The sequence below is a fragment of the Deinococcus apachensis DSM 19763 genome, from assembly GCF_000381345.1.
Lineage (GTDB): Bacteria > Deinococcota > Deinococci > Deinococcales > Deinococcaceae > Deinococcus > Deinococcus apachensis.
The window spans coordinates 165695-191752 of sequence record NZ_KB906401.1 but is presented as its reverse complement, the minus strand read 5'-3'; the positions used below and the strand labels follow the sequence as shown (position 1 = coordinate 191752).

Sequence of the window (26058 nt, the reverse complement as noted above, 5' to 3'; positions counted from 1 at the left end):
TGTGACGGCGAATACGCACGCCGGACTTGAGTCTGGTACACTCAAGTCCGGTGGGACGGCTCCCGTCCCAATCCCTTTCTTTCTCCCCGGAGGACCACTTGAGGCGGCTCAATCCCTGGCTGATCGTCCTGTTCGTTCTGGCGCTGTTCCTGATGTTCTCTCAGGCACCCATGAGCGGGCGGGCCAGTGTCAATTACAACGTGTTCAAGAACCTGCTCGAACAGGGCAAGATCGAGCAGGTCGTCGTACAGGAAAACGTGGCGCGTGTCACGTTAAAGGAGCCCACCGCCGTAGCCGTGAATGGCTCGGCCCAGCCCCGCGAGGTGCCGAATTTCACCGTCCGGCTGCCCAGCAACCAGGCCACGCCCGACAGCGGGCTGATCAACCAGCTTGAGGCGCAGGGCGTCAACTACCGCTTCGAGCAGGCGAGTCAGTGGCTGGGCATCCTGCTGAACTTCCTGCCCATCATCCTGCTGTTCGGCATGATGTACTTCTTCTTCATGCGCGCCCAGGGCGGCCAGAACGGCGTGATGCAGTTCGGACAGTCCCGCGCCAAGAAGTACGGCAAGGAAAACCGCGTCCAGACCAAGTTCACCGACGTGGCCGGGCACGAGGAGGCCAAGCGCGAACTCATCGAGGTCGTCGACTTCCTGAAAAACCCCGGCAAGTACCACCAGATCGGCGCCGAGATTCCCAAGGGTGTGCTGCTCGTGGGCCCTCCCGGCACCGGTAAGACGCTCCTCGCGCGGGCCATCGCGGGCGAGGCGGATGTGCCCTTCTTCAGCGTCAGCGCGTCCGAGTTCATGGAGATGTTCGTGGGCGTCGGTGCCAGCCGCGTGCGGACCCTCTTCGAGGACGCCCGCAAGAGCGCGCCCGCCATCATGTTCATCGACGAGATCGACTCCATCGGCCGCAAGCGTGGAGCGGGCATCGGCGGCGGGCACGACGAGCGCGAGCAGACGCTGAACCAGATCCTCTCGGAGATGGACGGTTTCGACAAGACGAGCAGCGTGATCGTGCTGGGCGCGACGAACCGCCCGGACGTGCTCGACCCGGCGCTGCTGCGCCCCGGCCGCTTCGACCGTCAGGTGACCATCGACCTGCCTAACCTCAAGGAGCGCGAGGCGATCCTGAAGGTCCACCTGCGGAACAAGCCGCTGGCGACCGGCGTGGACGTGCCGGAGGTCGCCAAGAGCACTCCGTACTTCTCGGGCGCCGACCTCAAGAACGTAACGAACGAGGCCGCGCTGGAGGCCGCAAGGCTCGGCAAGACCCAGATCGACATGAGCGACTTCTACCGGGCGCTCGACAAGATCACGCTCGGCCTGGAGAATTCCTCGCTGACGATCAGCCCCGACGAGAAAAAGGCCATCGCCTACCACGAGGCGGGGCACGCCGTCACCGCCGCGGTCATCCCCGGCAGCGACAAGCTCCAGAAGGTCTCCATCATCCCGCGTGGCCGCGCGCTCGGCGCCGCCTTCTACCTGCCGGAGGAGCAGGTCCTCATGAGCAAGGAGAAGTTGGAAAACCAGCTCGTCGTCTCGCTGGGGGGCCGCGCCGCCGAGGAAGTGTTCATGGGCAGCGTGACGAGCGGTGCCGCCGACGACTTCCGCAAGGCGACGAACATCGCCCGCAAGATGGTGCTGGAGTGGGGCATGGGCGAGAACTTCAAGAACATGGCGCTCACCACCGATTCCGGCCCGGTCTTCCTGGGTGAGGACATGGCGAAGCCCAAGGCCTTCAGCGAGCACACCTCGCAACTCGTGGACGAGGACGTCAAGCGCATCTTGGGCCGCGCCTACGAGCGGGCCAAGAGCCTGGTGAGCGAGTACGCCGCCGCCATGCACGAGGTCGCCGACGCGCTGCTGACCCAGGAACTGATCACGGGCGATGTGGTGCGTGATGCCGTGGCCCGGGTAAGCGGGCAGGGACAGCCCACGCCGCAGCCCACCGCGTAAGCCCAGCCTGAAAGACGATGCCCCCCGGAGACGGGGGGTTTGCCTTTGTGTCAGGGCGGGGCGAGAGAGTGTTGTCCTGCTGAGCGCAGCGAAGCATTTGCCCGTGTCGTTGGGGACCCCTCGCGCCGCTCAAAGTGACATCCCCTGTTCCGTCAACCGCTGCGGGTTGATGGGACGGACGGTAGGTAGAACAGCAAGTCGAGGGAAGGTGGCTTGATCTCCTGCGTCCGCAACAGCACGGCGATCTGCGCGGTGTGCCGGACCTCGTGCATCAGGACGTGCCACAGCAAGCCGTCCAATGTGAAGCGCTGGTGCTCCGGCGGCCAGTCCTCGACGGTCACCACGCGCCCCAGCTCGGCTTCGTCGAGTCCGGTGAGGTAGGCCCGCGTGCTTTCCTCGACCGCCCGCCAATAGTCCAGGATGGAGGCCAGCGGCACATCGTCGTAGAAGGGACGGCCCCGAAGGTCCTGCACTTCGGGCAGGCGATCCTGCACCGGGGGCACGCGCTGGATGTCGCCGTGTAACCAGCCGTCCTCAACCTCCGCTGTGTGCCACACCAGGTCCTTGATGCAGCGGAAGCGGTCGCCACTCAGTAGCGGCTTGGACAGCACGTGATCCGGGACGGCTTCCAGCGTCGCCCACAGGTCCCGGCGGGCTCGGGCGAGGTAGTCATAGGTTTCGGGGATGTTCATTCAGAGTTCCTTACGCATCCAGACGCCCCATGTCCCCGGCCCGGCGTCCTCATCCGGAATGGGGTGGCCCCTGAGCTTGAGAGCCAGTTTGATCTGGCCGTGGTGGTAGCCCTCGTGCCAGATCAGGTGTTGAAGCAGCAGAATTGGGTGATCGTCATGAAGGTTCATGGCCTGTCCTGATCCGGCCCTGGAGAGCCTCAGAAACGACTTCGGCGCTCGCCGTCAGCATCCGCTCGATCCGGGCAGGGTCATGCACATCAGCCCATTCCTCTTCCGGCATCAGAACGGGTGAGAGGTCTGGGGCCAACTCCGGAGCGTTCTCGGCGATCAGGGACAGCCGGACGGAATGCACGTGGGTGAACTGTTGGGCCACGGTGGGACCGCCGACCATCGCCTGATGCCCAGCCCGCCTTCTGGTACGGCGCGGAGCAGGCCCAGCAGAATGACGTTGTTGCGGGTCCACGAGTCCAGCAGGGCCGCGAGGATGCTCTGGTTCGTCATTAGAATTACGCCCGCCAGATCGCCCAGTGTTCCTCCAGGCCGTCCAACTCCTCTTTCGGGCGTCCGCCCAGGCGCAGCAGGGCCATGACTTGACCCCGGTGGTGGCTGTCGTGGACGACGATGTGTTGGAGAAAATGTGCTGGATGCGACGGGTACGTCCCCTCGTTCCAGGGATCGGCGAAGGGCTGGCCCGAGGTGATGGCGTCCTGAACAGCCCCCAGCGCCGCATCGTCCCCGATGGCAAAGGCGCGGCTCAGTTCGGCGGGGTCACGGAGGTGCAGGCGAAAGCTCTCGCCATCGCGCGCGATGGTGACCGGCAGGCCCTCGGCATGGGCGGGCGAGATGTTGGACAGCCAGTCCAGGCGGAAATGTGCCATATGCCCCAGGTGCTGCCCGACTGTCCACCCGCCCCGCCCGTCCGAAAGATCGAGGTCAGCATCCGTCAGGGCCTCCAGCACAGCGGCGTTCACGCGCCCGTTGCGGCGGAAGGCTTCGAGGGTCAGGTCGGGCAGGGCGGCATAGGGCATGGACTGTTCTCCTGTTGGAAAGTGGGCGAGAAGGGGATGGGTCGCTGGGGCGGCGGGTTCACCGCGCCCAGAAGTCCGGCGGAGTGATCCCCAGCGCCCGCAGGTACACGTAGCCCTGCCCCCGGTGGTGAATCTCGTTGTCCACCACCCCGATGGCGGCGAACCAGCCCGTCATCGGACCCCAGGCGAGCGGCTGTTCCTCCGCGTAGCGGGTGGGGGACACGCCCGGCAGCTCGGCCTCGATGCGGCGGCTCAGCTCGTCCCAGGCGGCCAGCAGCGCCTCCCGGGTCTGGGCGGGCTGCGCGTCCCAGACGGGCTCTCCCCAGTCGCCCGTCACCAGCCCGTTTAGTGTGTACGCCGTGACGCCGTGAATCTCCCACGCCATCTCCGCGAAGGGGCGCATGGGCGGCGCGGCGGTGAAGGTGAAGAGCTGGTCCTCCGGGAACGCCTCGATCACCCGGCGCGTCAGGTGGCGGTGGCTCAGCCAGTACGTCAGGAAGTCGGCAGGAGTGAGGAACGTGGACATGACAGTGGTCGTCTGGGTCATGGGGACCTCCATTCGCAGCGTAAACGCCATTCCCGTCAGGACCTGACGTGTTGGGAGCGCCGGGCATACACTGTCCCATGACGCAGACGACCCCCCCGGAGGACATTCCAGCCCGCGGCAAGGCCTACACGGGCCAGGGCGTGACCGTGTACTACGACATGCCCCGCTGTGTCCATGTCGCCAACTGCGTGAGGGGGCTGCCGGAGGTGTTCCGCCCCCGCGGGCGTCCCTGGATTCAGGCGGGCAACGCGGCGGCGGAGCGCATCGCGCAGGTCGTCCGCACCTGCCCGACCGGCGCGCTGCATTACGTGCTGGAGGGCGGTCCCCCCGAGGCGCCCGACCGGCCCACCACGATCACCCCGGTGGCCGACGGCCCGCTGGCAATTCGCGGTGACCTCGTGATCCAGACGCCGGGCGGGGAGGTGCGTGAAGTGCGGGCGGCGCTCTGCCGCTGTGGGGGGAGCGGCAACAGGCCCTTCTGTGACGGCACGCACGCGAAGATCGGCTGGAGGAGTGGGGGAGAAGCCCCGGCCAGCCAGCGGGGCGACGACCATCCCGAGCCGGGGCAGCGGGCCGACGGGGCTCGGGAGTCGGATGAGAAATAGCTCCCCCGCGGCCTAGACTGCCGTATGACCTCTGCCTTCAACATTCCCGACCTCATCCGCAAGAAGCGCGACGGTGCCGAGCATTCCCGGGCCGAACTCGAAGGGCTCGTGCTGGGCTACACGCGCGGCGAGGTACCCGACTACCAGATCAGCGCGTGGCTGATGGCGGTGTACCTGCGCGGCATGACCCCTCGGGAGACCGCTGACCTGACGCTGGTGATGGCCGGGTCGGGCGACGAGCTGAACCTGGGGGACCTGCCCCGCACGGTGGACAAACACTCGACCGGCGGCGTGGGGGACAAGACCAGCCTGATCCTGACGCCCATGCTGGCCGCTCTCGGCCTGACGGTCGCCAAGATGAGCGGGCGCGGCCTGGCGCACACGGGCGGCACCATCGACAAGCTGGAAAGCTTTCCCGGCTGGACCCCCGAACTGCCCGAGGAACGCTTTCTGGCGCAGGCCCGCGGGATCGGGCTCGCGCTTGTGGGGCAGTCGAAGGACCTCGCGCCCGCCGACGGCAAGCTGTACGCCCTGCGCGACGTGACCGCCACGGTGGACTGCCTGCCGCTGATCGCCTCCTCGATCATGAGCAAGAAGCTCGCGTCGGGCGCTCATACGGTCGTCCTCGACGTGAAGGTGGGGGCGGGGGCCTTTATGCGGACGCTGGAGGATGGGCGGGCACTGGCGCGGGCGATGGTGGACATCGGCACGCGGGCGTCTCGACTGGTGCGCGCCGTCCTCACGGATATGGACGCGCCCCTAGGCCGGATGGCCGGAAACAGCCTGGAGGTGCAGGAGGCCATCGCCACCCTGCGCGGCGAGGGGCCGGAGGACCTGACCGAGCTGTGCGTGGCCCTCGCGGTGGAGGCCCTGGCCGCCTACGGTGAGGACGAGGCCCAGGCGGAGACCCGCGCCCGCGCGACGTTGCGGGACAGCTCGGCGCTGGAGCGGTTCCGCGCCTTCATCGTCGCCCAGGGGGGAGAGGGGACGCTGGTGGACCACCCCGAGCGGCTGGACGTGGCGCCTGGACGGGCGGAGGTCGTGGCCCCGGCTTCCGGCTTCGTGGAGCGCATCGACGCCCTCTCGGTGGGCCGGGCCGTCCTGGTGCTGGGCGGCGGGCGCGAGCGCAAGGGCGAGGCCATCGACCACGGGGTCGGGGTGGAACTGCTGAAAAAACCCGGCGAGGCGGTAGCGGCGGGGGAGGCCGTGCTGCGCCTCTACCACCGGGACGGGCGGGGGCTGGAGACGGCCCGGGCCTTGCTGGAGGAGGGGTTGAGTGTGACGGCGAGGGCTCCCGAGGCCCAGCCGCTCATCCTCGACCGGGTGAACTGAGGGGGCCGTGCCGTCCTCTTCCCTCTCCGACGTGTGGCGGGCCTGCTTTCCGCATGGGCCGCACCCCGACGTGGCTCCGGCTGGAGAGGGCGACTATTGCCGGGCCTTTCTTGTCGATCACACCTGGCTCTTCCTGTTCGCCAGGCACTCCCTGGCCTCGGAGTGTCTGGACCGGGTGGCGCGCGTGCTGCCGCTGCTGGCGGAGGACAGCCCTCTATCCATCCCGGCGGTGGAGTACCACGGCCACCTCGCGGGCCTCGCCTACGTCGGCTACCGCTGCCTCCCCGGCACAGAACTCACGGCGGGGCAGTTCGAGGGTTTACCTCCCGACGCGCGTCGCAGTCTGGTTATGGCCCTGGCAGCGTTCTTCGGGCATCTGCACGCCTTCGACCCGGCCAGGGCCGCCGGGTTGGGCGTTCCGGTCCGCGAGTATCCCTTCGCCATGCGGGAGGCGGAATTGCTTCAGGGCCCGCCGGAGGAACTGTACCGGCGTGACCTGGAGGCGCTCGCCGCATGGCCCGGTGAGCACGCCGCCCTGCTCAGCCGCTTGAAAGACGCTCTGGCCCGTCACCTGGAGGCCATTGTTAAATCGGCCCAGCCCCTGGTCCTGCTCCACGGCGAGGTGTCGGGCGATCACGTCCTGCATGATTCGCGGACGGGGAGGGTCACGGGCATCATCGACTGGAACGGCATGGTGGTGGGGCGTCCGGCTCGGGACTTCCTGTACCTCTACGAGCAGTACGGGCGCGAGTTCGTGACGGACCTGCTGCGGGAGTACGGGCGGCTGCCCCTGGAGGACACCCTGCGGGAGCTGCACTTCCTGCACGTGTGGCACACCCTCCTGCGGCTGCTCTGGGCGGCCGAGCACGGCGACCCGGCAAGAGGGGAGGGGCTGCGGCGGCGATTGCACGCCCTGCTGGAAACTTCGCCGGAAGCCTGAACAGGAACGTTCCTTAACCCGCCCTAACCCGGGCTCTCTCATGAGCGGCCGAGCTTGGGTTACGCTCACCCCATGCGGACGGTCGTGCTGATCATCATCGTCGTTCTCGCCGTCATCTTCGCGGTGCTGAACCGGCACGCCCTGATGTTCGGGCACACGCTGAGCCTGGGCTTCGTGACGTACACGGGCGTGCCGCTGGGCCTGATCCTGCTGCTGACGGCGCTGCTGCTCGCCCTGATCTTCTACTTCTGGGCGGGCGTCTCACGGCTGCGTGCCCAGGCGGACAGCGCCCGGCTGCTGCGCGACATGGAGGCTCTGCGGGTGAGCCTGGACAACCAGGAGGGCAGTCGCTTCGCCCAGCTCCAGACGTACATCGACGAACGCTTCCGGGCGCTGGGGCCGGGGACGGGGGCGACGAGCGGTCCCGAGCTGGAGGCGCTGGAGGCCCGCATCGACGCCCTCCAGCGCGACCTGAACGTCCAGCTCGCGCAGATCGACGACTACCTCAAGCGGCGCCTGCGCTGAGCCGTCCCTCCTGCTTGCACCCGGTTCAGGGTCCGCCGGGCTATGCGGCGGGGCCGGGGCCACTAGAATGCCCCGGGAAGCCATTTTTCCCCAGGAGGAGTGAAGCGTATGGCGCTCGACCGTTTTTTCCGCAGGCGCCGCCCCCAGCCGCAGGGCACGGGCGAGCTGCCGGACCTGTGGACCCAGTGCCCCCAGTGCAAGGCGGGGCTGTATAACCGTGAACTTGAGGCGAACAGCTTCGTCTGCCCCCGCTGCGGGCACCACTTTCGCCTGGATGCCCGCCAGCGCCTGGCCGTGCTGCTCGACGAGGGCACCTTTCAGCAGCGCTCGGGCCGCGTCCACCCCACCGACCCGCTGGGCTTCCGTGACACCGAGTCCTACCCGGAGCGGCTGGCCCGCGCCCAGGCAAAGACCGGCCAGCCCGACGCGATTCTGACCGGCACCGGGACCATCGGCGGCATCCCCGTCACCGTCGCCGTGATGGACTTCGCCTTCAGTGGCGGCAGCATGGGCAGCGTGGTGGGCGAGGAGATCGCGCGGGCGGCCGAATATGCGGCCCGGGAGGACACCCCCCTCGTGCTCGTCGCGGCGAGCGGCGGCGCCCGGATGCAGGAGAGTGCGCTTTCGCTGATGCAGATGGCGAAGACGACCGTGGCGCTGGAGGAACTCACCGCGCGCGGCCTGCCGTACGTCACCATCCTGACCGATCCGACGACCGGGGGCGTGACGGCCAGCTTCGCCACCATCGCGGACGTGATCATGGCCGAGCCCGGAGCGCTGATCGGCTTCGCAGGCCCGCGCGTGATTCAGCAGACCATCCGCCAGCACCTCCCCGAGGGGTTCCAGCGCGCCGAATTCCTGCTGGAGCACGGCATGGTGGACGATGTGGTGGACCGCCGGGAGCACCGCGCGTACCTCACCCGGCTGCTCGGCGTGCTGACCCGGCGGGAGGTGGGCGCTTGACCACCGACACCCTGAGTAAGCTTGAGGCCCAGGTGCGCGACCTGGAGGCGACCGCCCGCGAAACCGGGGAGGACCTGGGCGCGGCCCTCACCCCCCTGCGCGCGGAGGTCCAGAGGCTGCGCGCCGAGCGGAGCGCCAACCTCTCGCGCTGGGACCGGGTGGGGCTCGCCCGCACGCCGGGGCGGCCCACCGCGCTCGACTACATTGAGCGGCTGTGCACCGACTTCACCGAGCTGCACGGCGACCGCGCCTATGGCGACGACCCCGCCCTGATCGGCGGCCCCGCGCGCTGGCTGGGCACGCCCGTCATGCTCCTGATGCAGCAGAAGGGCCGCGACACCAAGGGCAAGATCAAGCGCCGCTTCGGCTCGGCCAACCCCGAGGGCTACCGCAAGGCCGTGCGCCTGATGGACCTCGCCGACCGCTTCGGGCTGCCCGTCGTGTCGCTGATCGACACCCAGGGTGCCTACCCCGGCATCGAGGCCGAGGAGCGCGGCCAGGGCTGGGCCATCGCCGAGAGCATCCAGCGAATGGTGCGCCTCCGGGTGCCCGCCGTCTGCGCCGTGATCGGCGAGGGTGGCTCGGGCGGCGCGCTCGCCATCGGGGTGGGAAACCGGGTGCTGATTCAGGAGAACGCCTGGTACTCGGTGATCTCGCCCGAGGGCGCCGCCTCCATCATCTGGAAGGACGCGGCCAAGGCCCCCGAGGCCGCCGAGGCCCTGAAACTCACCGCCCCCGACCTGCTGGAGTTGGGCATCGTGGAGGAGGTGATTCCCGAGCCGGTGGGCGGCGCGCACCGCGATCCCGACGCGGCGGCCCAGGCCCTCGGCGAGGCCGTCAGCCGCCACCTCGCCGACCTCATGGGGCTGGACGGGGAGGCGCTGCGGGCGGGTCGGGCCGCCCGATTCCGGGCGCTGGGAGCCTATACGGAGAGTTGAGCCGGAGACTCGCCGGGGGATCACGTTCGATTGTATGAGCGTGGTCCCCTCCTCCTGCCGAGGTTGCACCAACGGCTCGAAGGTGGCGGGCGAAAAGCCCGTATCCCTCATGCTGAGTCGGCCCCCCGTATCACTCTCGGGCAACGGTCGACCGGTCCAGGTCGTCGCCCCCGACTGCCGGACAGACCTCAATACATCCGACTTCCCAGGCAGTGTTGTCACCCTGAGCGCCAGCAAAGGGTCCCAGGACGCGCGGCAGGAGAGATTTCGCCTGCGGCCCAACATCGCGGTTGTGTCATGGGCCGCAGAAGCCGAGCCCGTGGTCTCTGCCCGGCGAGAAGCGGTGCCACGTCAAGTGAAAAGCCCGCCTACCAAACAGCCATTCGCTTCACACCGTAATTCATCGAGTAAGATCGTTGAATAACGAAAGGAGAAGGAATGATCACGGAGACGAGTCTGAAGCTGGGCGACGACCGCACGCTTCATGTCTATGACACGGCGGCGGAAGGAGCGGATGAACGACTCGCCGTGTTCTGGCACCACGGGACGCCAAACATCGGTGCTCCTCCCGAACCTCTCTTCGCTACTGCCGCCGAGCTCGGCCTTCGCTGGGTGTCGTATGACCGGCCCGGCTACGGCGGCTCCACCGCCCGACCCGGCAGGGACGTGGCCTGCGCCGCCGCGGATGTCGCCAGCATCGCCGACGCGCTGGGTATTGGGCAGTTCGCCGTGATGGGCCATTCGGGCGGTGGTCCGCACGCCCTGGCCTGCGGGGCGCTGCTGCCCGAACGGGTTCTGGCCGTGGTGAGTGTGGCCGGGCTCGCCCCTTACGGTATGCCGGGGCTGGACTGGTTCGGGGGCATGACTCCATCCGGCATCGCCTCCCTCCGTGCCGCTGCCGAGGGCCGGGACGCCAAGGAGCGCTACGAGGCATCGAATCCCGAGTTCGACCCGGAGATGTTCACCCCGGCGGATCACGCGGCCCTCTCGGGGAGATGGTCCTGGCTGAACAGCGTCGTCGGCCCAGCGATGGAAGGCGGGCCGGGCGGGCCGATCGCCGACGACCTGGCCTACGTCGCCCCGTGGGGCTTCGATCCCGGGCAGATGACCCGGCCGGTTCTCCTGCTGCATGGCGAACAGGACCGGGTGGTGCCCTGTTCGCACAGCCGGTGGCTCGCCCGCCACTGTCCCCCGGCTGAGCTGCGGCTCAGCGCGGGCGACGGGCACATCTCCATCCTGAACTCCGGCGCGGCGGCCCTGAACTGGCTCCGGGAGCACGCTGGTGCAGGTTGAGGCAAGCCCGGGCATTTCCGGCACTGCCCGTAAATCACCTCACTTCGAAGACCCATGCGGTACGCTCATGCATGACCACAACCAGGGCGGGAGACGTGATCGTCGTCGGTGCTGGACTCGCGGGGCTGACCGCGGCGAGGCGGCTCTCACAGGCGGGGCGGCGGGTGCGGGTGCTGGAGGCGCGGGACCGGGTGGGTGGGCGCACCCAGACAGTTCGCCTTCCGATCACGGGCGTGAGCGTGGATCTGGGTGGGCAATGGGTGGGGCCAAACCAGCCGCACGTCATGGGCCTGATCCGCGAACTCGGGCTCGAGGTCTTTCCAACCCATGACGAGGGCCACAACCTCGCGCACCTGCTGGGGCAGACGCTGCGCTACCGGGGCCTGATCCCGCCGCTTCCGCCGCACGTGCTCGCCGACTACGCGCTGCTCTCCGGGCGGTTCGAGGCGTTGGCCCGGCGTATTCCAAAAGATGCTCCCTGGACCGCCCGGAAGGCGGAGTCGCTCGACGCGCAGACCTTCGACACCTGGATCACCCGCAATGCCCGCACCCCCCAGACGCGCGCCTTGATGCGGCTCTACGCCGAGGCGGTGTTCAGCGCGGACGCCGCCGAGATCAGCCTGCTGCACGCGCTGGCGTACACCGCGCACGGTGGAGGCGTCAACGGCCACACCCTCACCCGCGGGCACGCCCTGCAGGACCGGGTGCTGGGCGGGGCGCAGTCCATCGCGCAGCGGCTGGCGGACGGGCTGGACGACGTGTGGCTGAACAGCCCCGTCACCCGGGTCGAGCAGGACGGGGCGGGGGTCACGCTCCACACGCCGGACGGTCCACACCGCGCCGGGTCCGCCATCCTCGCCGTCCCCCCGGCCCTGCTCTCCGGTGTTCCCTTCGAGCCTCCGCTGCCCCCCCGACGGGCACAGCTTCAGCAAAGGCTGCCCATGGGCGCGGTGGTCAAGTTCCTGGCGGTGTACGGGCGCCCCTTCTGGAGAGAGGAGGGCCTGAGCGGCATGGCGATCAGCGACCGGGGTCCCGTGACCATCACCTTCGACAACAGCCCCCCGCAGGGCACGCCGGGTGTGCTGCTGGGCTTTATCGAGGGGCGTGACGCCCGGGCGCTGATGGGAGTCAGTGTTGAGGAGCGCCGTGAGGCCGCCCTCGCCAGCATCGCCCGGCTCTTCGGCTCGCGGGCCCTGCACCCGTTGGAGACCGCTGAGCGTGACTGGACCGCCGAGCCCCACAGCGGCGGTTGTTACGGTGCGCTCTTCGGCCCCGGCGTGTGGACCGGCTACGGCGAGGCGCTCCGCGAACCCGTGGGCCGCCTGCACTGGGCAGGAGCGGAGACGGCCCGTGTGTGGATGAACTACATGGACGGCGCCGTCGAGAGCGGCGAGCGCGCGGCGGCCGAGGTGCTGGGGCGGACGAGCGCCCAAGAGGTCAGCCTGCCCGCCTGACTCCTCCCTGCGGCGGCGAGGAGGTGATCCCTTCGGAGCCGCCCCCTCCTGTCCCGCTCCCCGGACCCTGCCTCAGTCGTCCGCTGCCCCTGCCACCGTCGGCGTGTTCGACGTGCTGGGCACGCCCGCCTCTACCACTGGCTTTTTCAGGAGGCCGAGCAGGAGGGTGCTGACGAGGGTGCCCGCCACGATGGCGACGATGTACATGGGCAGGTTGGTCACGGCGTTGGGGATGAACAGCACGAAGACGCCACCGTGCGGGGCGCGCAGCAGGCATCCGGTCGCCATGCTGATCGCCCCGGCGACCGCCGAGCCCACCATCAAGGAGGGGATCACGCGCAGGGGGTCGCGGGCGGCGAAGGGGATCGCGCCTTCCGTGATGAAGGAGAGGCCCAGCACCCCGGCGGCCTTCCCGGCCTCGCGCTCGTCGTGGGTGAAGCGGTTTCGGAAGACCAGGGTGGCGAGGAAGAGGGCCAGCGGCGGCGTCATGCCCGCGGCCATCGCGGCGGCGATGGGGCCGTACACCTGAGAGCCCAGGAGGCCGGTCGAGAAGGTGTACGCAGCCTTGTTGATCGGCCCGCCCATGTCGAAGGCCATCATGGCGCCGATCACCGCGCCCAGCACGCCCGCCGAGGTGTTGCCCAGCCCCTGGAGCCAGTTCGTGGCGGCGGTGAGCGCGGCGGCGACCGGACGGCCCACCACGTAGATCATCAGCAGGCCGGTGATCGCCGTGCCCAGCAGCGGCAGGATCAGGGTGGGCTTGAGGCCCTCCAGCGTGCGTGGCAGCCGGATGCCCCGGTTGAGCCAGCGGGTGACGTATCCCGCCAGGAAGCCCGCGACCAGGCCGCCCAGGAAGCCGCTGCCGCCGTTCAGCGCCAGCAGGCCGCCGATCATCCCCGGTGCCAGACCGGGGCGGTCGGCGATGGAGTAGGCGATGTACCCGGCCAGCACCGGGATGAAGAGGCCGAAGGCGCCCGTGCCGCCCCCGATCTGACTCAGTGCCGCCCCGAAGGTACCGGGCGCCGGATTGATGCCCCCGAAGGCGAAGGACAGCGCGATCAGCAGTCCGCCCGCCACCACGAAGGGCAGCATGTGCGATACGCCCGTCATCAGGTGCTTGTAGGCACTCGGGACGCCCGCGTTCTTGGCGGCCTTCGCCGCGCTCGCCTGCGCCACGAAGTCAGTGCCGCCCTCGGCACCCGCGACCGCCACCCCCGCCGCCGTCCCGTACACGGGCGCCTCGGCCAGGGCGCGCTGGACCAGGGCCTGCCCGTTCTGGATGGCGGGCTTGGTCCCGGTCTGGAACACCCGCTTGCCCCGGAAGCGCGACAGGTCCACGTTCGTGTCCGCCGCGATCACCACCAGGTCGGCCTCCGCGATGTCCTGCGGGGTGAGCTGGTTGCCGGCGCCCACGCTGCCCTGCGTCTCGACCTTGGCCCGGTAGCCCAGCGCCTTTGCCCCGTTCTCCAGCCCCTCGGCGGCCATGAAGGTGTGTGCGATGCCGGTCGGGCAGGCGGTGATGCCCACGATGCTGAGGGGACGGCCCGTGTCGGTGGCTGGGGGGGTGGGCGCTGCCGGAGTGGGGGAGGCCGGGGTTGTCGTTGCGGGGGTGGCGTTTGCCGTGTCCGGCTGGCCCACCGCCTGCGAGATCACGCCCGCCGCGTTGCGAATCGCCTCCCCCGTGCTGGCGCGGACAATCCGTTTCCCGGCGAAGCGGGACTCGTCCACGTTCACGTCCACGGCCAGGATGACTGCGTCCGCATCTGCGATGTCCTGGGGCGTCAGGGCGTCCTGCGCGCCCACGCTGCCCTGGGTCTCGGCGCGCAGGGTGTGTCCGGCCGCCTGCGCCGCGCGCCGCAGCGCCTCGGCGGCCATGAAGGTGTGGGCGATGCCGGTGGGGCACGCCGTGACGGCCACGAGTCTTGCCATCTGTGGGCCTCCTCTGGGGAGCGGTGAGGCTTGGACAACCTGTTCGGGACGGGGAAGGAGAGCCGGAGTGTGGGGTTCAGGTTTTCTGCCTCATGGGCTCCCTCCACTCCACCGCCTCCACCGCTACCTGCGCGGCGAAGGTGTCCAGTTCGGACCGGGGCGGCAGGTGCGCGCCCAGCCGGGTGATCGCCCCCAGGCTGAAGGCGGTGGCCCGGCGGGCGGCCTCCGCGAGGGGCAGTCCCTCGGCCCGGGCGGAGACCAGGCCCGAGACCATCGCGTCCCCCGCGCCCACGGTGCTGACGACATCGACCTGTGGAGGACGGGCGCGGACGGCCTCATTCCCCGTGACCAGCAGAGCGCCCCGTTCCCCCTGCGACACGGCGACGAGTTCGGCCCCGCGCGCTAACAGTTCATGAGCTGCCGCCAGCACGTCCTCCTCACTCGTCAGCGACCGGCCCAGCGCCGCCTCCAGCTCGTGGATGTTCGGCTTGAGCAGGTTGGGGAGCACGTCTGCCGTTAATGCGGTTTGTAGGGCGGTGCCGCTGGTGTCGAGGGCCACGAAGCGTCCAGCCCCGCGCAGCCGGGACACCATCCGGGCATAGAAATCGGCGCCCACTCCGGGCGGCACGCTTCCTGCGAGTACGAAGGCGTCGTGGTCGGCGGCGAGAGCGTCCAGGCGAGACTCCAGCTCTGCCAGCGCCCCCGGTGTCGCGGCCAGACCCGGCAGGTTGATGTCGGTCGTCTCCTGCGCCGCCCCGTCCACCACCTTCACGCCCACGCGGGTGGGGCCGGGCACGCGCACGAACTCATCCCGCACCCCCTTTTCCTGGAACAGCGCCTCGAACCGCTCGGTATTCTCGTCGCCCAGAAGGCCGGTCGCCGTCACCGTCAGCCCCCAGTCCGCGAGGAAGGAGGCCACGTTCACGCCCTTGCCGCCCGCGTCGAATTGCAGCGACTGCCCGAGGTTCACCCCGCCCTTCCTCCAGCCGTCCGCCCGCACGGTCAGGTCCAGCGCCGGGTTGAGGGTCAGGGTGGCGACCCGGAAGGGGGTCATGCCGTCGCCCCCTCCGGCGCGGGCGGGCGGACCAGGGCGCGCACGGCCTCGGCGTTGGGCTGCGAGAGGGCCTCATGGGCGAGCGCCTGCAACTCGCCGAGGGTGCGCTGGCGCAGGGCAGCCTTCACGGTGGCGATCTGCGGGGTGCTCACCGACAGCTCCTTCACGCCCAGGCCGGTCAGGACGAGCGCGCCCACCTCGTCGCCCGCCGCGCCGCCGCAGACGCCAACCCACTTGCCGTGGCGGTTGGCGGCCTGCACAGTGAGGCCGATCAGTTGCAGCACGGCGGGGTGCATCGCGTCCGTCTGCCGGGCGAGCTGCGGGTGAAGGCGGTCCATCGCCAGCGTGTACTGGGTCAGGTCGTTCGTGCCCACGCTGAAGAAGTCCACCTCCCGCGCGAGCGCGCCAGCGATCAACGCGGCCGAGGGCACCTCGATCATCACGCCCAGGGGCACGCGGGGAGCGCCCAGTTCGTCGCGTACCGTGTCGAAGATGGCCTGGGCGCGGTGGAAGTCCTCCAGCGTGGAGATCATCGGGAACATCAGGTGGACATTGGGGTGGTCGCGCGCCACCCGGGCCACCGCCCGCAGTTGCGGCAGGAAGAGGTCGGGGCGCTCGAAGCACAGCCGGATGCCGCGGATGCCCAGGAACGAGTTGTCCTCGTGCGCCAGGCCCAGGTACGGCACCTCTTTGTCCCCGCCGATGTCGAGCGTGCGGATGATCAGGGTGCGGTCCCCCAGCGCCTGCGCCATCGCCCGGTACTCGCGCTCCTGCTCGTCCTCGGTGGGCGCCGAGTCGCGCTCCAGGAACAGAAACTCGGTCCGCATCAGGCCCACACCCTCGGCCCCAGCGTCGAGGGCGGCCGCGGCATCGGCCGCACGGTTGATATTCGCGGCGACTTCGATCCTCACGCCGTCGCGGGTGACCCCCGGCTGATGGCGGGCGGCCCGGGCGAGTTCGTGCTCGCGGGCGAGGACGCCCTGCCGCTCGCGCGCCGCCTGCACGTCGGCGTCCGAGGGCTGGAGGTACAGCCGCCCCGCCCCCCCGTCCAGGATCGCGGGCGTGCCGTCGGGCACCTCCAGCACCCCGTTCCCGGCGGCGACCACGGCGGGCAGGCCCAGGCCGCGGGCGATGATCGCCGTGTGGCTCGTCGGCCCGCCCTGCGCGGTCACGAAGCCCAGCAGCGTGTCCGGCCCCAGCCGCGCCGTGTCGCTGGGCGTGAGGTCGGGCGCGAGGAGGATCACCGGCCCGCTCGCCGCCACGTCCGTCTCCCGAATCCCGAGGAGGTGACGCAGCACCCGCCGCTGCACGTCGCTGAGGTCCACCGCCCGGGCGGCGAGGGTGGGGTCGTCGAGCTTCTGAAGGGCCGCGACGCGCCCCTCCGTCACCGCCTGATACGCCCACGCCACCCCGTGCCCGTCGAGGATGCGGGCCACCGTGTCCTGCACCACGCTCTCGTCCCCGAGCAGTTCCTGGTGCGCCTGGAAGATGGCGGCCTTGTCCGCGCCGAAGCGGGCGCCCACGTCCGAGATGACGGTGTCGAGTTCGGCGCGGGCGGCGGCGAGCGCGGTGTCGAGGCGGTCACTCTCCGCCACCGGGTCGCCGGGTTCGTCGCGCACGTCGAGGGGTCGGGGTGCGTGCTGCCGGGTCACGCCGACCACCAGGCCGTCGGCGGCGGGTACGCCCTCGATGGTGGCCCTGGCCTGAGTCGGTGCCCATTCGGGCTCGCGGCGGGTGGGGGCCGCACTCGCGGGCGCAACACTCAGATCGTCCCCCAACCCCGAGCGGATGGCGTCCGTGACGGCGCTGAGAGTTTCCGGGCTGTCCGCGCTGACGGTAACCGGCGTGCCGCGCGTCAGGCCCAGGCTCAGCACCTCCATCAACCGGGTGGCGTCCGCGCTCTCCCCATTGTCACGGCTCAGCCGCACCCGCCCGCCCCGCGACCGCACGAGGTTGGCGAGCAGGGTGGCGGGCCGCGCGTGCATCCCCAGGGGATTGGGCAGCGTGACCTGCGCGGAATAGGGAAGGTCGGAGGATGGGGAGGGCGCCGGTGCGGCGGTGACGGTGACGGTCCCGGCCTGAGCTGGCGTGGACCGCTCGCCCGTCAGCGCCTCCTGCACGTCGCCGGGGTCGGTGGTGGTGGAAAGCTTTTCCACCAGCGCGTCGTCCGACAGCACGCGGGTCAGGCGGCGCAGGATGTTCAGGTGCTCGTCACTCGCGGCGGCGATGCCGACGACCAGGCGCACCGTCTCGCCGCCCGCGCCCCAGGGGACACCGCCGGGAAGTTGCAGCACCGCGATGCCCGTCTTGCGGATCAGGTGCCGGGTCTCGGGCGTGCCGTGCGGGATGGCGATGCCGCTGCCCAGGTAGGTGTTCGCCTGCCCCTCGCGGGCGCGCATGCCCTCCACGTACCCCGGCTCCACGTTCCCCGCCGCTGTCAGGAGCGCGGCGACCTGGGCGATGGCGTCGTCCTTGCTGTTCGCCCGCGCGCCCAGCCGGATGAGTTCCTGCGGAAGATCGATCATCCTCTCGTGCCTCCCGTGCGGGCTCCGTGGCCCGGAGCCTCAAGCTGCTGACTCCTGCAAGAATCAGGACGGGTGTTGAGCATGTGGAGTCGGACCTGACCCAGACGCTCCTGGCAAGGATCGTGCAGACCCTGAACAGGATTTCACTGTACGCCCCCCACCTCCGGCTAACTGAGCCCGGAGCGGACGTTTCCTTGAGCCTTCTTAAAGGGGTTGCCCCCGGTGCTCAGGCATCTTCAGTCCCGGTGGGGCAAGCCCGGCCCCCTTTGCCGGTGGGACCAGACGTGCCCCGAAGCTGCCGAGGGGTTCAGTGCCCGCTCGTCGCCTTCAGCCCCACGATGGCGACGATCATCAGGACGAGGAAGACGATCCGCGCGGCCGTGACGGGTTCCCGGAACAGCACGATTCCCAGGATGGCCGCGCCGACCGCCCCGATGCCCACCCACACCCCGTACGCCGTGCCGATGGGCAGCGTCTTGGCCGCCAGCCCCAGCAGCCCCATGCTGCCGATCATGCTGACCAGGGTCAAGGCGGTGGGGAGGGGCCGGGTAAAGCCCTCCGTGTACTTCAGGCCGATGGCCCAGCCGACTTCCAGCAGCCCCGCGATCACGAGCAGAAACCACGCCATACCAGACCTCCCGCGCCGTCTTATCGTGACCGGGTACGGCGGTGCTCTCGTCCGGAGTTCAGCCCCCTGGGGCGACTGAGGAGCAGTGTAGCGAAGCTGTGTCAGCAAAGCGGGAGCGGAGTGTAAACGCCCGCTTACACTCCGCTCCCTGAGCAGGATCAGTGGGTGTACACGCGGTACCGGGCCGTGATGTCGAAGGTCACGCAGGGGTCCTCACCGGGCCACACCGGGGCGACGCACACCGTGAGTTTGCCCCCGACGCCGACAGTGTCCGACTTGTCCCCACCGGCCACGTCGCTGAGTTTGCGGAATTGCCCACCCAGTTCGACCGTCTTGTAGGTCTGGGCACTGACTGCCCGGTGCAGCGGGTCATCCCCCGGATTCACCAGGGGTGCCAGCGGCAGCCAGTGGCCGTTCCCCTTGCCGTCCTTGGTGTACAGGGTCGCCGAGACGCGCGGAATGAAGTAGAAGGTGCGCGGGCCCGGCCAGCGTTCGCGCAGAGCGAGCGGCAGGCGCAGGACGCAATTCGGGTAGGTCTCGTCGGCCAGCAGGAAGTCCTTGCGCGGCGCCCCCCAGTACGTGTCGGCGCAGGTTAGATTGACCCGCTGGCGCGGCACCGTGACGGTGCGGGGGGCCTGTGCGTCCGCGAGGGCAAGCGTGCCGAGCGCCAGCAGAGCCAGGATGCGCTTCATGGGGTCTCCTCCTGAATGAGTTCGGCCTCCACCGACCCGTCGGCGGCGGTGAAGCTGCAACTGAAATCGGTGCGGGTGCCGCCTGGTAAAGCGACCCAGCTGTCCCAGCGTTTGCCGTCCATGTTGGACGAGAACTGCCCGGCTGCTTCGCGGGCGTTGGGGAACCGCAGCCCCGCCTGCCCCAGCCGTGCCCCCACCTCCGCTTTGCACCGCTCCATCAGGGCCGAGTTGGCGATGCCGCCCGAAGTGTCGTCGGGCACGGCTGAGGCGGGACGTAGCAGGAGCACAGCCACCAGGATGGGCACAAGCGGCAGCAGCCAGCGCAGCGGCCACCACCAGGCCTGCGGGCGTAGGCCAGCCCGGATTTCCTGACGGTAGGCGTGCAGGGCGAGTTGGTGACGGGCGCGTTTCTCCCGGTCCTGACGGGCGCGGGCGGCGGCCAGCTCCTCAGTCTCAATCCGCCGCCGCTCCTCATCACTCAACATACTCACGAGAGTGACAGGCTCATCTCAGGTGGTCGTCCGCCCAAAGAGGGAGGCGGAGGACCAGTCACCGCCGATCCTCCGCCCCTGCCGCTCCTGACTACACGCCCAGATATGCGCTCCGCACCCGGTCGTCGCCCAGCAACTCGCCCTGGGTGCCCTGCAGCGAGACGCGCCCACCCTCCAGCACATAGCCGCGGTGCGCGATCCCGAGCGCGGCGAAGGCGTTCTGTTCGGCCAGCAGGACGCTCACGCCCGCCTGGTTTACCCGCCCCACCGCTTCGAACACCTGCTCGACGACCAGCGGGGCCAGGCCCAGCGAGGGCTCGTCGAGCAGCAGGAGTTGCGGACGGGCCATCAGCGAACGGGCGATGGCGACCATCTGCTGCTGCCCGCCGCTGAGGCTCCCGGCGGCGTCATGGCGTTTCTCGACCAGGATGGGGAAGAGGGCATACACCCGCTCCAACTCCCGGGGGGTCCCGGCGGCGTCCCGGCGGTGGACGAAGGCCCCCAGCCGCAGGTTCTTCTCCACGCTGAGGTCGGGGAAGAGGAGACGGCCCTCCGGGCACTGCGCGACCCCGTGCGCCACGTTGTACTCGGGGCGCCCCCCGGTGAGTGGCGTGCCGTTCCAGGTCGCCGTGCCCCCCGAGGGCCGCCCGAGCCCGCTCAGCGTGCGGAAAAGGGTACTCTTGCCCGCCCCGTTCGCGCCGAGCAGCACCACGATCTCGCCGGGGTTCACGGTCAGGTTCACGTCGTGCAATGCCCGGAAGGAGCCGTAGCTCACGCTGAGGTTGCGGACCTCAAGCATGGGGAGCCTCCCGACTGGTGGTTTGCCCCATCTGCCCGCCGTGCGCGTGCCCGCCCAGGTACGCCTCGATCACGGCGGGGTCGCGGCTGACCTCGGCCGGAGTACCCTGCGCGATCTTCTGGCCGTGGTGCAGAACCACGATCCCGTCGGCCAGGCCCATCACGAGGTTCATCTTGTGCTCGACGAGGGCGACCGTCAGGCCACCGGCCACGAGTTCGCGGATCAGGCCCATCAGGCTCACCGTCTCCTCGGGGTTCATCCCGGCGGCGGGCTCGTCCAGCAGCAGCAGTTTGGGGTCGCTGGCGAGGGCCATCGCTATCCCGACGCGCTTCTGGCCCTCCTGGGTCAGCGCCCCGGCGGGACGCCCGGCCTGCGCGGCGAGGCCCACCCGTTCCAGCGCCCGCATCGCCCCGCCCCGGCTTTCCGCCTCGTCCCGCCGCTCGCGCCCCGTCCGCAGCAGGGCGTCGAACAGCCCGGCGTGCGTGCGGACCCGGTGCCCGATCATCGCGTTGTCCAGCACGCTGAGTTCCCGGTAGATCGTCGTCGTCTGGAAGGTGCGGGCGATGCCGCGCGAGACGACCTGATGGGTCCTCAGCCGGGTGATGTCCTCGCCCAGAAAACGGATGCGCCCCGAGGTCGGCTGGTAGAAGCCCGAGATCAGGTTGAAAAAGGTGCTCTTGCCCGCCCCGTTCGGCCCGATGATCGCGGTGATCTGCCCTGCCGAAATGGTGGCCGTCACGTCCCGGACGGCGTGCAACCCGCCGAAGTGGATGCCCAGCCCCTCGACCTCAAGCATGGTCCACCGCCCTCTCGGTCCTCGTACCCGCCCGGCGAATACTCCAGCGGTCCCACAGCCCCGCCAGCCCCTGCGGCGCGAACAGCACCAGCAGCACGAGCAGCGGCCCGAACACGATGTACTGGTAGTCCTGGAGGCCCTTCATGAATTGCAGCGCCACGAAGATCAGCGCCGTGCCGAGAAGCGGGCCTGCCAGCGTCCCCACCCCGCCGACGAGCAGGTACAGCAGCACGGTGAAGGTCGTCGTCGGCCCCGTTACGCCCGAGCCCAGAAAGCCCACGTACGCCGCATACACGCCGCCCGCCAGTCCCGCCAGCGCCGTCGAGAGCATCAGCGCGCGCAGCTTGTGGGAGAACACGTCGATTCCTGCGCTGCGGGCCAGGTCCTCCCCGCCCCGGATGGCGACGAGTGAGCGCCCGAAGACGCTACTCCTCGTGCGCGCCACGATCAGCACGGTGAGGGCCAGCGCCGCCAGCGCCACGTAGTAGAAGTTCGCCGCCCTCGAGAAGTCGATGCCCAGGAAGGAGGAGGCGGATGGCACCCCGTTCAGGCCGTCGTTCCCACCCGTGAGTTTGTCCCACTTGTTGATGATCAGCGAGATGATGACACCCACGCCCAGCGTGAAGATGGCGAAGGCGTCCCCCTTCGTGCGGAAGGCGACCAACCCCAGCAGCAGCCCACCCAGCGCGCAGATCACGACCGCGGCGGGCCAGGCGAGCCAGAAGTTCCAGCCCGCCTTGAGGGTCAGGATGCCGACCGCGTAGGCGCCGATGCCGAAGAATCCGGCGTGGGCGAGCGGCAGTTGCCCGGTGTACCCCAGCATCACGTTCAGCCCGTAGGCGAGCATCGCCCAGATCATGGTGTTGATCGCCACGTCGAGGACGTAGCCACCGGGGCGTAGCAGCGGCAGCAGTGCCGCCAGCGCGAAGACGGCGAGCCAGCCCAGAAAGGCCGGTTTGAAGCGGTTCACGTCCCCCTCCTGAACAGGCCCTCGGGCCGGATCGCCAGCACGATCACGAGCGCCGCGAAGCCGATCACGTCCGCGAAGTCGAGGTTGATGTAAAAGCCCCCGAAGACCTCGGCAAACGCCAGCAGAAAGGCGCCCACGATGGCCCCCGGCACGCTCCCCATCCCGCCCAGGATGATGATGGCGAAGACCTTGAGGTTCATCACCTCGCCCATGCCCGGCGCGACTGAGATGATGGGCGCGATAAGGGCGGCGGCGGCCGCGGCGAGCGCCCCCGAGATGGCGAAGGTGAGCATCCCGACCCTGTTCACGTTGATGCCGACCAGCCGCGCGCCCTCGCGGTTCTGGGACATCGCCTCGATAGTGGCACCCGTCAGCGTGCGTTTCAGGAAGTAATTCAGCCCCAGCATCACCAGCAGCGAGGCGAGGATCACGATCAGGCGCTGCCAGGTGATGACCACGCCGCCCACGTTCAGGATGCCCGGCACCGGCTCGGTGATCTGCTTGAAGTCCGGCCCCCAGATCAGTTGCACGGCGGCCTCCAGAAAGAACAGCACCCCGATGGCGGCGATCATGGAGTGGACGTGCGGGGCGTTTCGCAGGGGGTAGAACACGACCCGTTCGAGCAGCGCGGCGAGCAGGGCGACTCCCACCGCCGCGAGCAGCAGCGCGGGGACGTATCCCACACCCAGGCCGTTCAGCACCGCGTAGGTGAAATACGCCCCCAGCATGTACAGGCCGCCGTGAGCGAAGTTGGGCACCCGCATCACGCCGTACACCAGGGTCAGCCCCAGCGCCACGAGCGCGTACACGCCGCCCAGGGCGAGCGCGTTGAAGAGTTGTTGCAGCAGTAGGGTCAAGGCAGGGTCTCCGGGGAGAAAAAGACCGCGCCCCTCGTGGAGACGGGGTGCGGTGCGGGCGGGGAGGGTGCCGATCAGCCGCAACGGCGGGCGTTGGGGCTCAGTCCGCCACGGCGCGGCCCCGGCTTACTTGTAGACCTTGGCGACGCGCAGCCGGGTGTACTTGCCGTCCCTCACGCTGGCGATCACGAATTCGGCGTCCACATGCCCGTTGGCCGTCACGCCCGCGAGCTTGTAGACCGTCTTGCTCTGCGGCAGGGCCTTGGCGGCGGCATTGAGCTGCGCGCGGATGGCCTGCGGGTCGTCGGTCTTCCCGGCGAGTTCCATCGCCTTGGCGAGCACGTTCATGCCCATGTAGTTCAGGGCCGCCTCGCTGGTGGGAATCTTGCGGTAGGCGCGCTGATACTGCGCCACGAAGACCTGCGTGCCGGGAAACTCGCGGGTGGGGAGCACGCCCACCGAGCCGTTGAGGTAGGCGCGGGGCACGACGGTGTCCATCTGCTCGAACTTCGCCTGGTCCATCACGATGAAGCCGCCCTTGAAGCCCTGCTCGCGCGCCGCCTTGATCACGAGCGCGGTGGGCTGCGACGGCCCGCCCACGAACAGCACGTCGGGTTTTTCGGCGAGCGCCTTGGTGACCGCGCTGGAGTAGTCCACCGTCGTGGCGTAGTCCACCCCGTTGTTCGTGCCGACGGTGCCGCCCTGCTTCTTCCACTCACCGGTGACCGCCTCGGCCCACTGCTTGCCGTACGCGCTCGTGGTGCCCACCATGCCGAGTTTCTTCCCGAACGCCTTCATCTGCGTGGCGACGAAGGGTTGCAGATAGTTGTCGTAGCGCGGCGGCAGCATGAAGGTCAGCGGGTTGTTCGCCTCCAGAATCTTCGGCTCGCTGGAGTACGCCACGAGCAGGAAGTTGGGGTCGCGCGTTGCCAGCGGCTGCACGGTCAGGATGCCGCCCGCGTGCGGCACGAAGATCACGTCGATGCCCTGCGAGGTCAAGCGGCGCACGTTCGTGGCCGTCTCGTTGGGCAGGTAGCGGTCGTCCAGCGAGACGAGCTTGAAGGTCACCTTCTCGCCCCCGACCGTGACGCCGCCCGCCTTGTTCAGTTCGTTAATTGCCATCTCGATCCCGCTCTGCACGTCCTTGCCGTAAAAGGCCGCGCCGCCCGAGAGGGGGCCGCTGTACCCGATGTTCACGACTTTGTCCGCCAGGGCCGTGCCAAAGGCCAGGGTAAGGGCGAGGGAAACCAGCGTGCGCCTAGTCATAGGAAACCTCCGGCGGGCAGGGCCAGGCACGGCCGGGGGAGAAGCACGGGGCCGTGAAGCCCTGAACGCGGTCCAAGTTGGGTGTGCCCGACATGCTGGCATGGGGGCGAGGAGGTGTCAATTGTTTCCCTTGCATTCGCCGGGGGTACCCGCGGCAAAAAGCCCCGCGCGGGGACGGGGCGGCCCGCCGACTTCACCCGGTCGGCCTTGTGCTGGGCAGTGGGCTGAGCGTAGCGGCCCCGTGTCAAGGAGTTGTGCAGAAACGGCCAGGGGCGGCGGGGGCCGTTTGTGAATCTTTTGAGGGCCGGGCGGTAGGGTGCCTCATGGCCACCCCGGAGGAACTCACCGCGCTGCTGGCGCTGCGGCGGCGCCTGCTGCTCGAACTCACGGACCTGGTCGAGCAGTTAAGCCGCTATCCCTACTGCCGCCTCGCGTCCCCGGAGTACGAGCAGGTGCTGACCACGCTGCAAAAGGCCTGGCACACCGGGGACCGGGTCTTCGAGCTCAACCCTGGCCTCCTGCCCCATCTGCGGCAGGACGTTCGGACCCTCCGCAGACACGCCGAGGTGCTGCGCGGAATGCTGGCGGGGCTCGCGTCCTGCCTACAGAACAGGCTGCCCGAGGTGGGCTAGCGGGGCGGGGCCTCTCTCCCCTCCGTCCCTGTACACTCACGGACGCGCACGGTCCGCAGGTCGGTCTGGAGCGGTGGGAGAGAGGTCAGAGGATGGCGGAAGTCGTGAATAAGGCGCCCCGCAGCCGGGCGCGGATGCTGGAACTGGTGTTTCCCAAAGACACGAATTATCTGGGCACGGCCTTCGGCGGCTTCGTGCTGTCGCTGATGGACAAGGCGGCCTCGGTCGCGGCGGTGCGGCACGCGGGCGGCGCAGTCGTGACGGCGCGCATGGACGGGGTGGACTTCCACGTGCCCATCCGGGTGGGGGACGCGGTGGCCCTCGACGCCCGAGTGGTGCGGGTGGGCCGCACGTCGATGCGGGTGCGGGTGGACGTGTACCGCGAGAATATGGCCTCGGGCGAGCAGCAACTCGCCACCACCGGCTTCTTCGTGTTCGTGGCCGTGGACGAGGAGGGACGGCCCCGGCAGGTGCCCCCCCTGGCTGTAGAGCCCGGGCCGGAGGCTGAGGGCTTCGACCCGGAGGCCCGGCCCTGAGCGCCCTGCACCTCACCCTGATCCGCCACGGCGCGACGGTCTGGAACGGCGAGGGCCGCTGGCAGGGCTGGACCGACACGCCGCTGGGCGAGGTGGGGGAGAGGCAGGCCGAACGGCTTGCGCGGCGGCTCTCCGAAACCGATCCCGGAACGGTGTACGCGAGCGACCTTCAGCGGGCCGTGGACACCGCTCGCCTCGCCCTGCCCGGTCAGCCCCTGATCCTCGACGGGCGGCTGCGCGAGCTGCACTTCGGCCGCTACGAGGGCGCCACGACCGATGAGGTGCGGCACGACCCCGAGTACGCCGCCTGGCAGCGTGACCCCTGGACCCTTCCCGCTCCCGGGGGCGGCGAGAGCCTGCGGGAGGTGGCCGCCCGGCTGCGGGGCTGGGCCGAGGAACTGCCCGCCGGAACGGTCACCGCCGTCACCCACGGGGCCGCCATCCGCGCCCTGCTGTGCGACCTCTTCGGCTGGCCCGCCCCGCCGCAGCCCGGCTACGTCCTGCCCTTTCCCTACCGCCTGGCCCACACCGGCCTGACCCGCCTGCTGCGGGAGGACGGCCAGTGGCTCCTGCTGACCTACAACGACCACGCCCATCTGGAAGTCTGA

The 26058-nt window shown here is 69.7% G+C and carries 28 protein-coding genes and 1 riboswitch; of the genes, 12 read left to right on the top strand and 16 right to left on the bottom strand.

Annotated elements, in window-relative coordinates; translation table 11 throughout:
- The first annotated feature begins 98 nt into the window (after window positions 1–98).
- The gene (gene ftsH / locus F784_RS0109270) at window positions 99–1958 is read left to right on the top strand and encodes an ATP-dependent zinc metalloprotease FtsH (protein ID WP_019586454.1); all 1860 of its coding nucleotides are present in this window, start codon (window positions 99–101) and stop codon (window positions 1956–1958) included.
- A gap of 152 nt (window positions 1959–2110) precedes the next feature.
- Here ftsH and F784_RS22755 read toward each other — a convergent pair whose 3' ends face one another.
- From F784_RS22755 to F784_RS0109250, 5 genes are all read right to left on the bottom strand, one after another.
- The gene (locus F784_RS22755) at window positions 2111–2650 is read right to left on the bottom strand and encodes a DinB family protein (RefSeq protein ID WP_019586453.1); all 540 of its coding nucleotides are present in this window, start codon (window positions 2648–2650) and stop codon (window positions 2111–2113) included.
- On the bottom strand, window positions 2651–2818 hold the full coding sequence (locus F784_RS26100) for a DinB family protein (protein WP_019586452.1): 168 nt from the start codon (window positions 2816–2818) through the stop codon (window positions 2651–2653). It lies immediately after the preceding gene.
- Complete coding sequence (locus F784_RS26800; RefSeq protein ID WP_211211887.1) at window positions 2805–3023, bottom strand: hypothetical protein; 219 nt, start codon at window positions 3021–3023, stop codon at window positions 2805–2807. Before F784_RS26800 ends, F784_RS26100 begins: the two co-directional genes overlap by 14 nt.
- Window positions 3024–3156: 133 nt before the next feature.
- Complete coding sequence (locus F784_RS0109255) at window positions 3157–3678, bottom strand: DinB family protein (RefSeq protein ID WP_019586450.1); 522 nt, start codon at window positions 3676–3678, stop codon at window positions 3157–3159.
- A 58-nt stretch (window positions 3679–3736) separates the two neighbouring features.
- Window positions 3737–4225, bottom strand: coding sequence for a DinB family protein (locus F784_RS0109250; RefSeq protein ID WP_019586449.1), 489 nt, complete (start codon window positions 4223–4225; stop codon window positions 3737–3739).
- 77 nt (window positions 4226–4302) lie between these two features.
- Between F784_RS0109250 and F784_RS22745 the strand changes: the two genes are divergently transcribed.
- The 8 genes from F784_RS22745 to F784_RS0109210 all read left to right on the top strand — a co-directional run bounded on the left by F784_RS22745 (window position 4303) and on the right by F784_RS0109210 (window position 12275).
- Entirely contained in the window at window positions 4303–4830 is a 528-nt protein-coding gene (locus F784_RS22745) for a (4Fe-4S)-binding protein (RefSeq protein ID WP_019586448.1), read from the top strand.
- A gap of 24 nt (window positions 4831–4854) precedes the next feature.
- Complete coding sequence (locus F784_RS0109240; protein ID WP_019586447.1) at window positions 4855–6162, top strand: thymidine phosphorylase; 1308 nt, start codon at window positions 4855–4857, stop codon at window positions 6160–6162.
- 7 nt (window positions 6163–6169) lie between these two features.
- Window positions 6170–7102 carry a phosphotransferase family protein gene (locus tag F784_RS0109235; protein ID WP_083939178.1) on the top strand — a complete coding sequence of 311 codons (933 nt, stop codon included), beginning with the start codon at window positions 6170–6172 and terminating at the stop codon, window positions 7100–7102.
- A 72-nt stretch (window positions 7103–7174) separates the two neighbouring features.
- Entirely contained in the window at window positions 7175–7627 is a 453-nt protein-coding gene (locus F784_RS0109230; protein WP_019586445.1) for a hypothetical protein, read from the top strand.
- Window positions 7628–7735: 108 nt separating this feature from the next.
- Window positions 7736–8590 carry an acetyl-CoA carboxylase, carboxyltransferase subunit beta gene (accD, locus tag F784_RS0109225; RefSeq protein WP_019586444.1) on the top strand — a complete coding sequence of 285 codons (855 nt, stop codon included), beginning with the start codon at window positions 7736–7738 and terminating at the stop codon, window positions 8588–8590.
- Window positions 8587–9528 carry an acetyl-CoA carboxylase carboxyltransferase subunit alpha gene (locus tag F784_RS0109220; RefSeq protein ID WP_019586443.1) on the top strand — a complete coding sequence of 314 codons (942 nt, stop codon included), beginning with the start codon at window positions 8587–8589 and terminating at the stop codon, window positions 9526–9528. The genes accD and F784_RS0109220 overlap by 4 nt, the downstream gene beginning before the upstream one ends.
- A 438-nt stretch (window positions 9529–9966) precedes the next feature.
- Complete coding sequence (locus F784_RS0109215) at window positions 9967–10821, top strand: alpha/beta fold hydrolase (protein WP_019586442.1); 855 nt, start codon at window positions 9967–9969, stop codon at window positions 10819–10821.
- Between the two features lie 71 nt (window positions 10822–10892).
- Window positions 10893–12275: a flavin monoamine oxidase family protein gene (locus F784_RS0109210; RefSeq protein ID WP_026332381.1), complete on the top strand. Its 1383-nt coding sequence runs from the start codon at window positions 10893–10895 to the stop codon at window positions 12273–12275.
- A gap of 72 nt (window positions 12276–12347) precedes the next feature.
- Here the strand turns inward: F784_RS0109210 and F784_RS0109205 are convergent, their stop codons facing one another.
- From F784_RS0109205 to F784_RS0109155, 11 genes are all read right to left on the bottom strand, one after another.
- Entirely contained in the window at window positions 12348–14204 is a 1857-nt protein-coding gene (locus F784_RS0109205) for a PTS fructose-like transporter subunit IIB (RefSeq protein ID WP_019586440.1), read from the bottom strand.
- Between the two features lie 76 nt (window positions 14205–14280).
- Window positions 14281–15258 carry a 1-phosphofructokinase gene (pfkB, locus tag F784_RS0109200; RefSeq protein ID WP_019586439.1) on the bottom strand — a complete coding sequence of 326 codons (978 nt, stop codon included), beginning with the start codon at window positions 15256–15258 and terminating at the stop codon, window positions 14281–14283.
- Window positions 15255–17783 (bottom strand): phosphoenolpyruvate--protein phosphotransferase, encoded by a 2529-nt coding sequence (ptsP, locus tag F784_RS0109195; protein ID WP_019586438.1) that lies wholly within the window; start codon window positions 17781–17783, stop codon window positions 15255–15257. Before ptsP ends, pfkB begins: the two co-directional genes overlap by 4 nt.
- A gap of 307 nt (window positions 17784–18090) precedes the next feature.
- Entirely contained in the window at window positions 18091–18411 is a 321-nt protein-coding gene (sugE, locus tag F784_RS0109190; RefSeq protein ID WP_019586437.1) for a quaternary ammonium compound efflux SMR transporter SugE, read from the bottom strand.
- A gap of 9 nt (window positions 18412–18420) precedes the next feature.
- Window positions 18421–18489, bottom strand: a riboswitch (guanidine-III (ykkC-III) riboswitch).
- Window positions 18490–18569: 80 nt separating this feature from the next.
- On the bottom strand, window positions 18570–19103 hold the full coding sequence (locus F784_RS0109185) for a hypothetical protein (protein WP_019586436.1): 534 nt from the start codon (window positions 19101–19103) through the stop codon (window positions 18570–18572).
- Complete coding sequence (locus tag F784_RS0109180) at window positions 19100–19588, bottom strand: hypothetical protein (RefSeq protein WP_019586435.1); 489 nt, start codon at window positions 19586–19588, stop codon at window positions 19100–19102. Before F784_RS0109180 ends, F784_RS0109185 begins: the two co-directional genes overlap by 4 nt.
- Window positions 19589–19685: 97 nt before the next feature.
- The gene (locus F784_RS0109175; protein ID WP_019586434.1) at window positions 19686–20393 is read right to left on the bottom strand and encodes an ABC transporter ATP-binding protein; all 708 of its coding nucleotides are present in this window, start codon (window positions 20391–20393) and stop codon (window positions 19686–19688) included.
- Entirely contained in the window at window positions 20386–21189 is an 804-nt protein-coding gene (locus F784_RS0109170) for an ABC transporter ATP-binding protein (protein ID WP_019586433.1), read from the bottom strand. The genes F784_RS0109175 and F784_RS0109170 overlap by 8 nt, the downstream gene beginning before the upstream one ends.
- Complete coding sequence (locus F784_RS0109165; protein ID WP_019586432.1) at window positions 21182–22159, bottom strand: branched-chain amino acid ABC transporter permease; 978 nt, start codon at window positions 22157–22159, stop codon at window positions 21182–21184. Before F784_RS0109165 ends, F784_RS0109170 begins: the two co-directional genes overlap by 8 nt.
- On the bottom strand, window positions 22156–23016 hold the full coding sequence (locus F784_RS0109160; RefSeq protein WP_019586431.1) for a branched-chain amino acid ABC transporter permease: 861 nt from the start codon (window positions 23014–23016) through the stop codon (window positions 22156–22158). Before F784_RS0109160 ends, F784_RS0109165 begins: the two co-directional genes overlap by 4 nt.
- A gap of 126 nt (window positions 23017–23142) precedes the next feature.
- Window positions 23143–24282, bottom strand: a complete 1140-nt coding sequence (locus tag F784_RS0109155; protein ID WP_019586430.1) for an ABC transporter substrate-binding protein — start codon at window positions 24280–24282, stop codon at window positions 23143–23145.
- Between the two features lie 323 nt (window positions 24283–24605).
- Between F784_RS0109155 and F784_RS0109150 the strand changes: the two genes are divergently transcribed.
- The 3 genes from F784_RS0109150 (at window position 24606) to F784_RS0109140 (ending at window position 26058) form a co-directional block, all read left to right on the top strand.
- Window positions 24606–24914 (top strand): hypothetical protein, encoded by a 309-nt coding sequence (locus F784_RS0109150; RefSeq protein WP_019586429.1) that lies wholly within the window; start codon window positions 24606–24608, stop codon window positions 24912–24914.
- Window positions 24915–25006: 92 nt separating this feature from the next.
- The gene (locus F784_RS0109145) at window positions 25007–25450 is read left to right on the top strand and encodes an acyl-CoA thioesterase (protein WP_019586428.1); all 444 of its coding nucleotides are present in this window, start codon (window positions 25007–25009) and stop codon (window positions 25448–25450) included.
- Window positions 25447–26058: a histidine phosphatase family protein gene (locus F784_RS0109140; RefSeq protein ID WP_026332380.1), complete on the top strand. Its 612-nt coding sequence runs from the start codon at window positions 25447–25449 to the stop codon at window positions 26056–26058. The genes F784_RS0109145 and F784_RS0109140 overlap by 4 nt, the downstream gene beginning before the upstream one ends.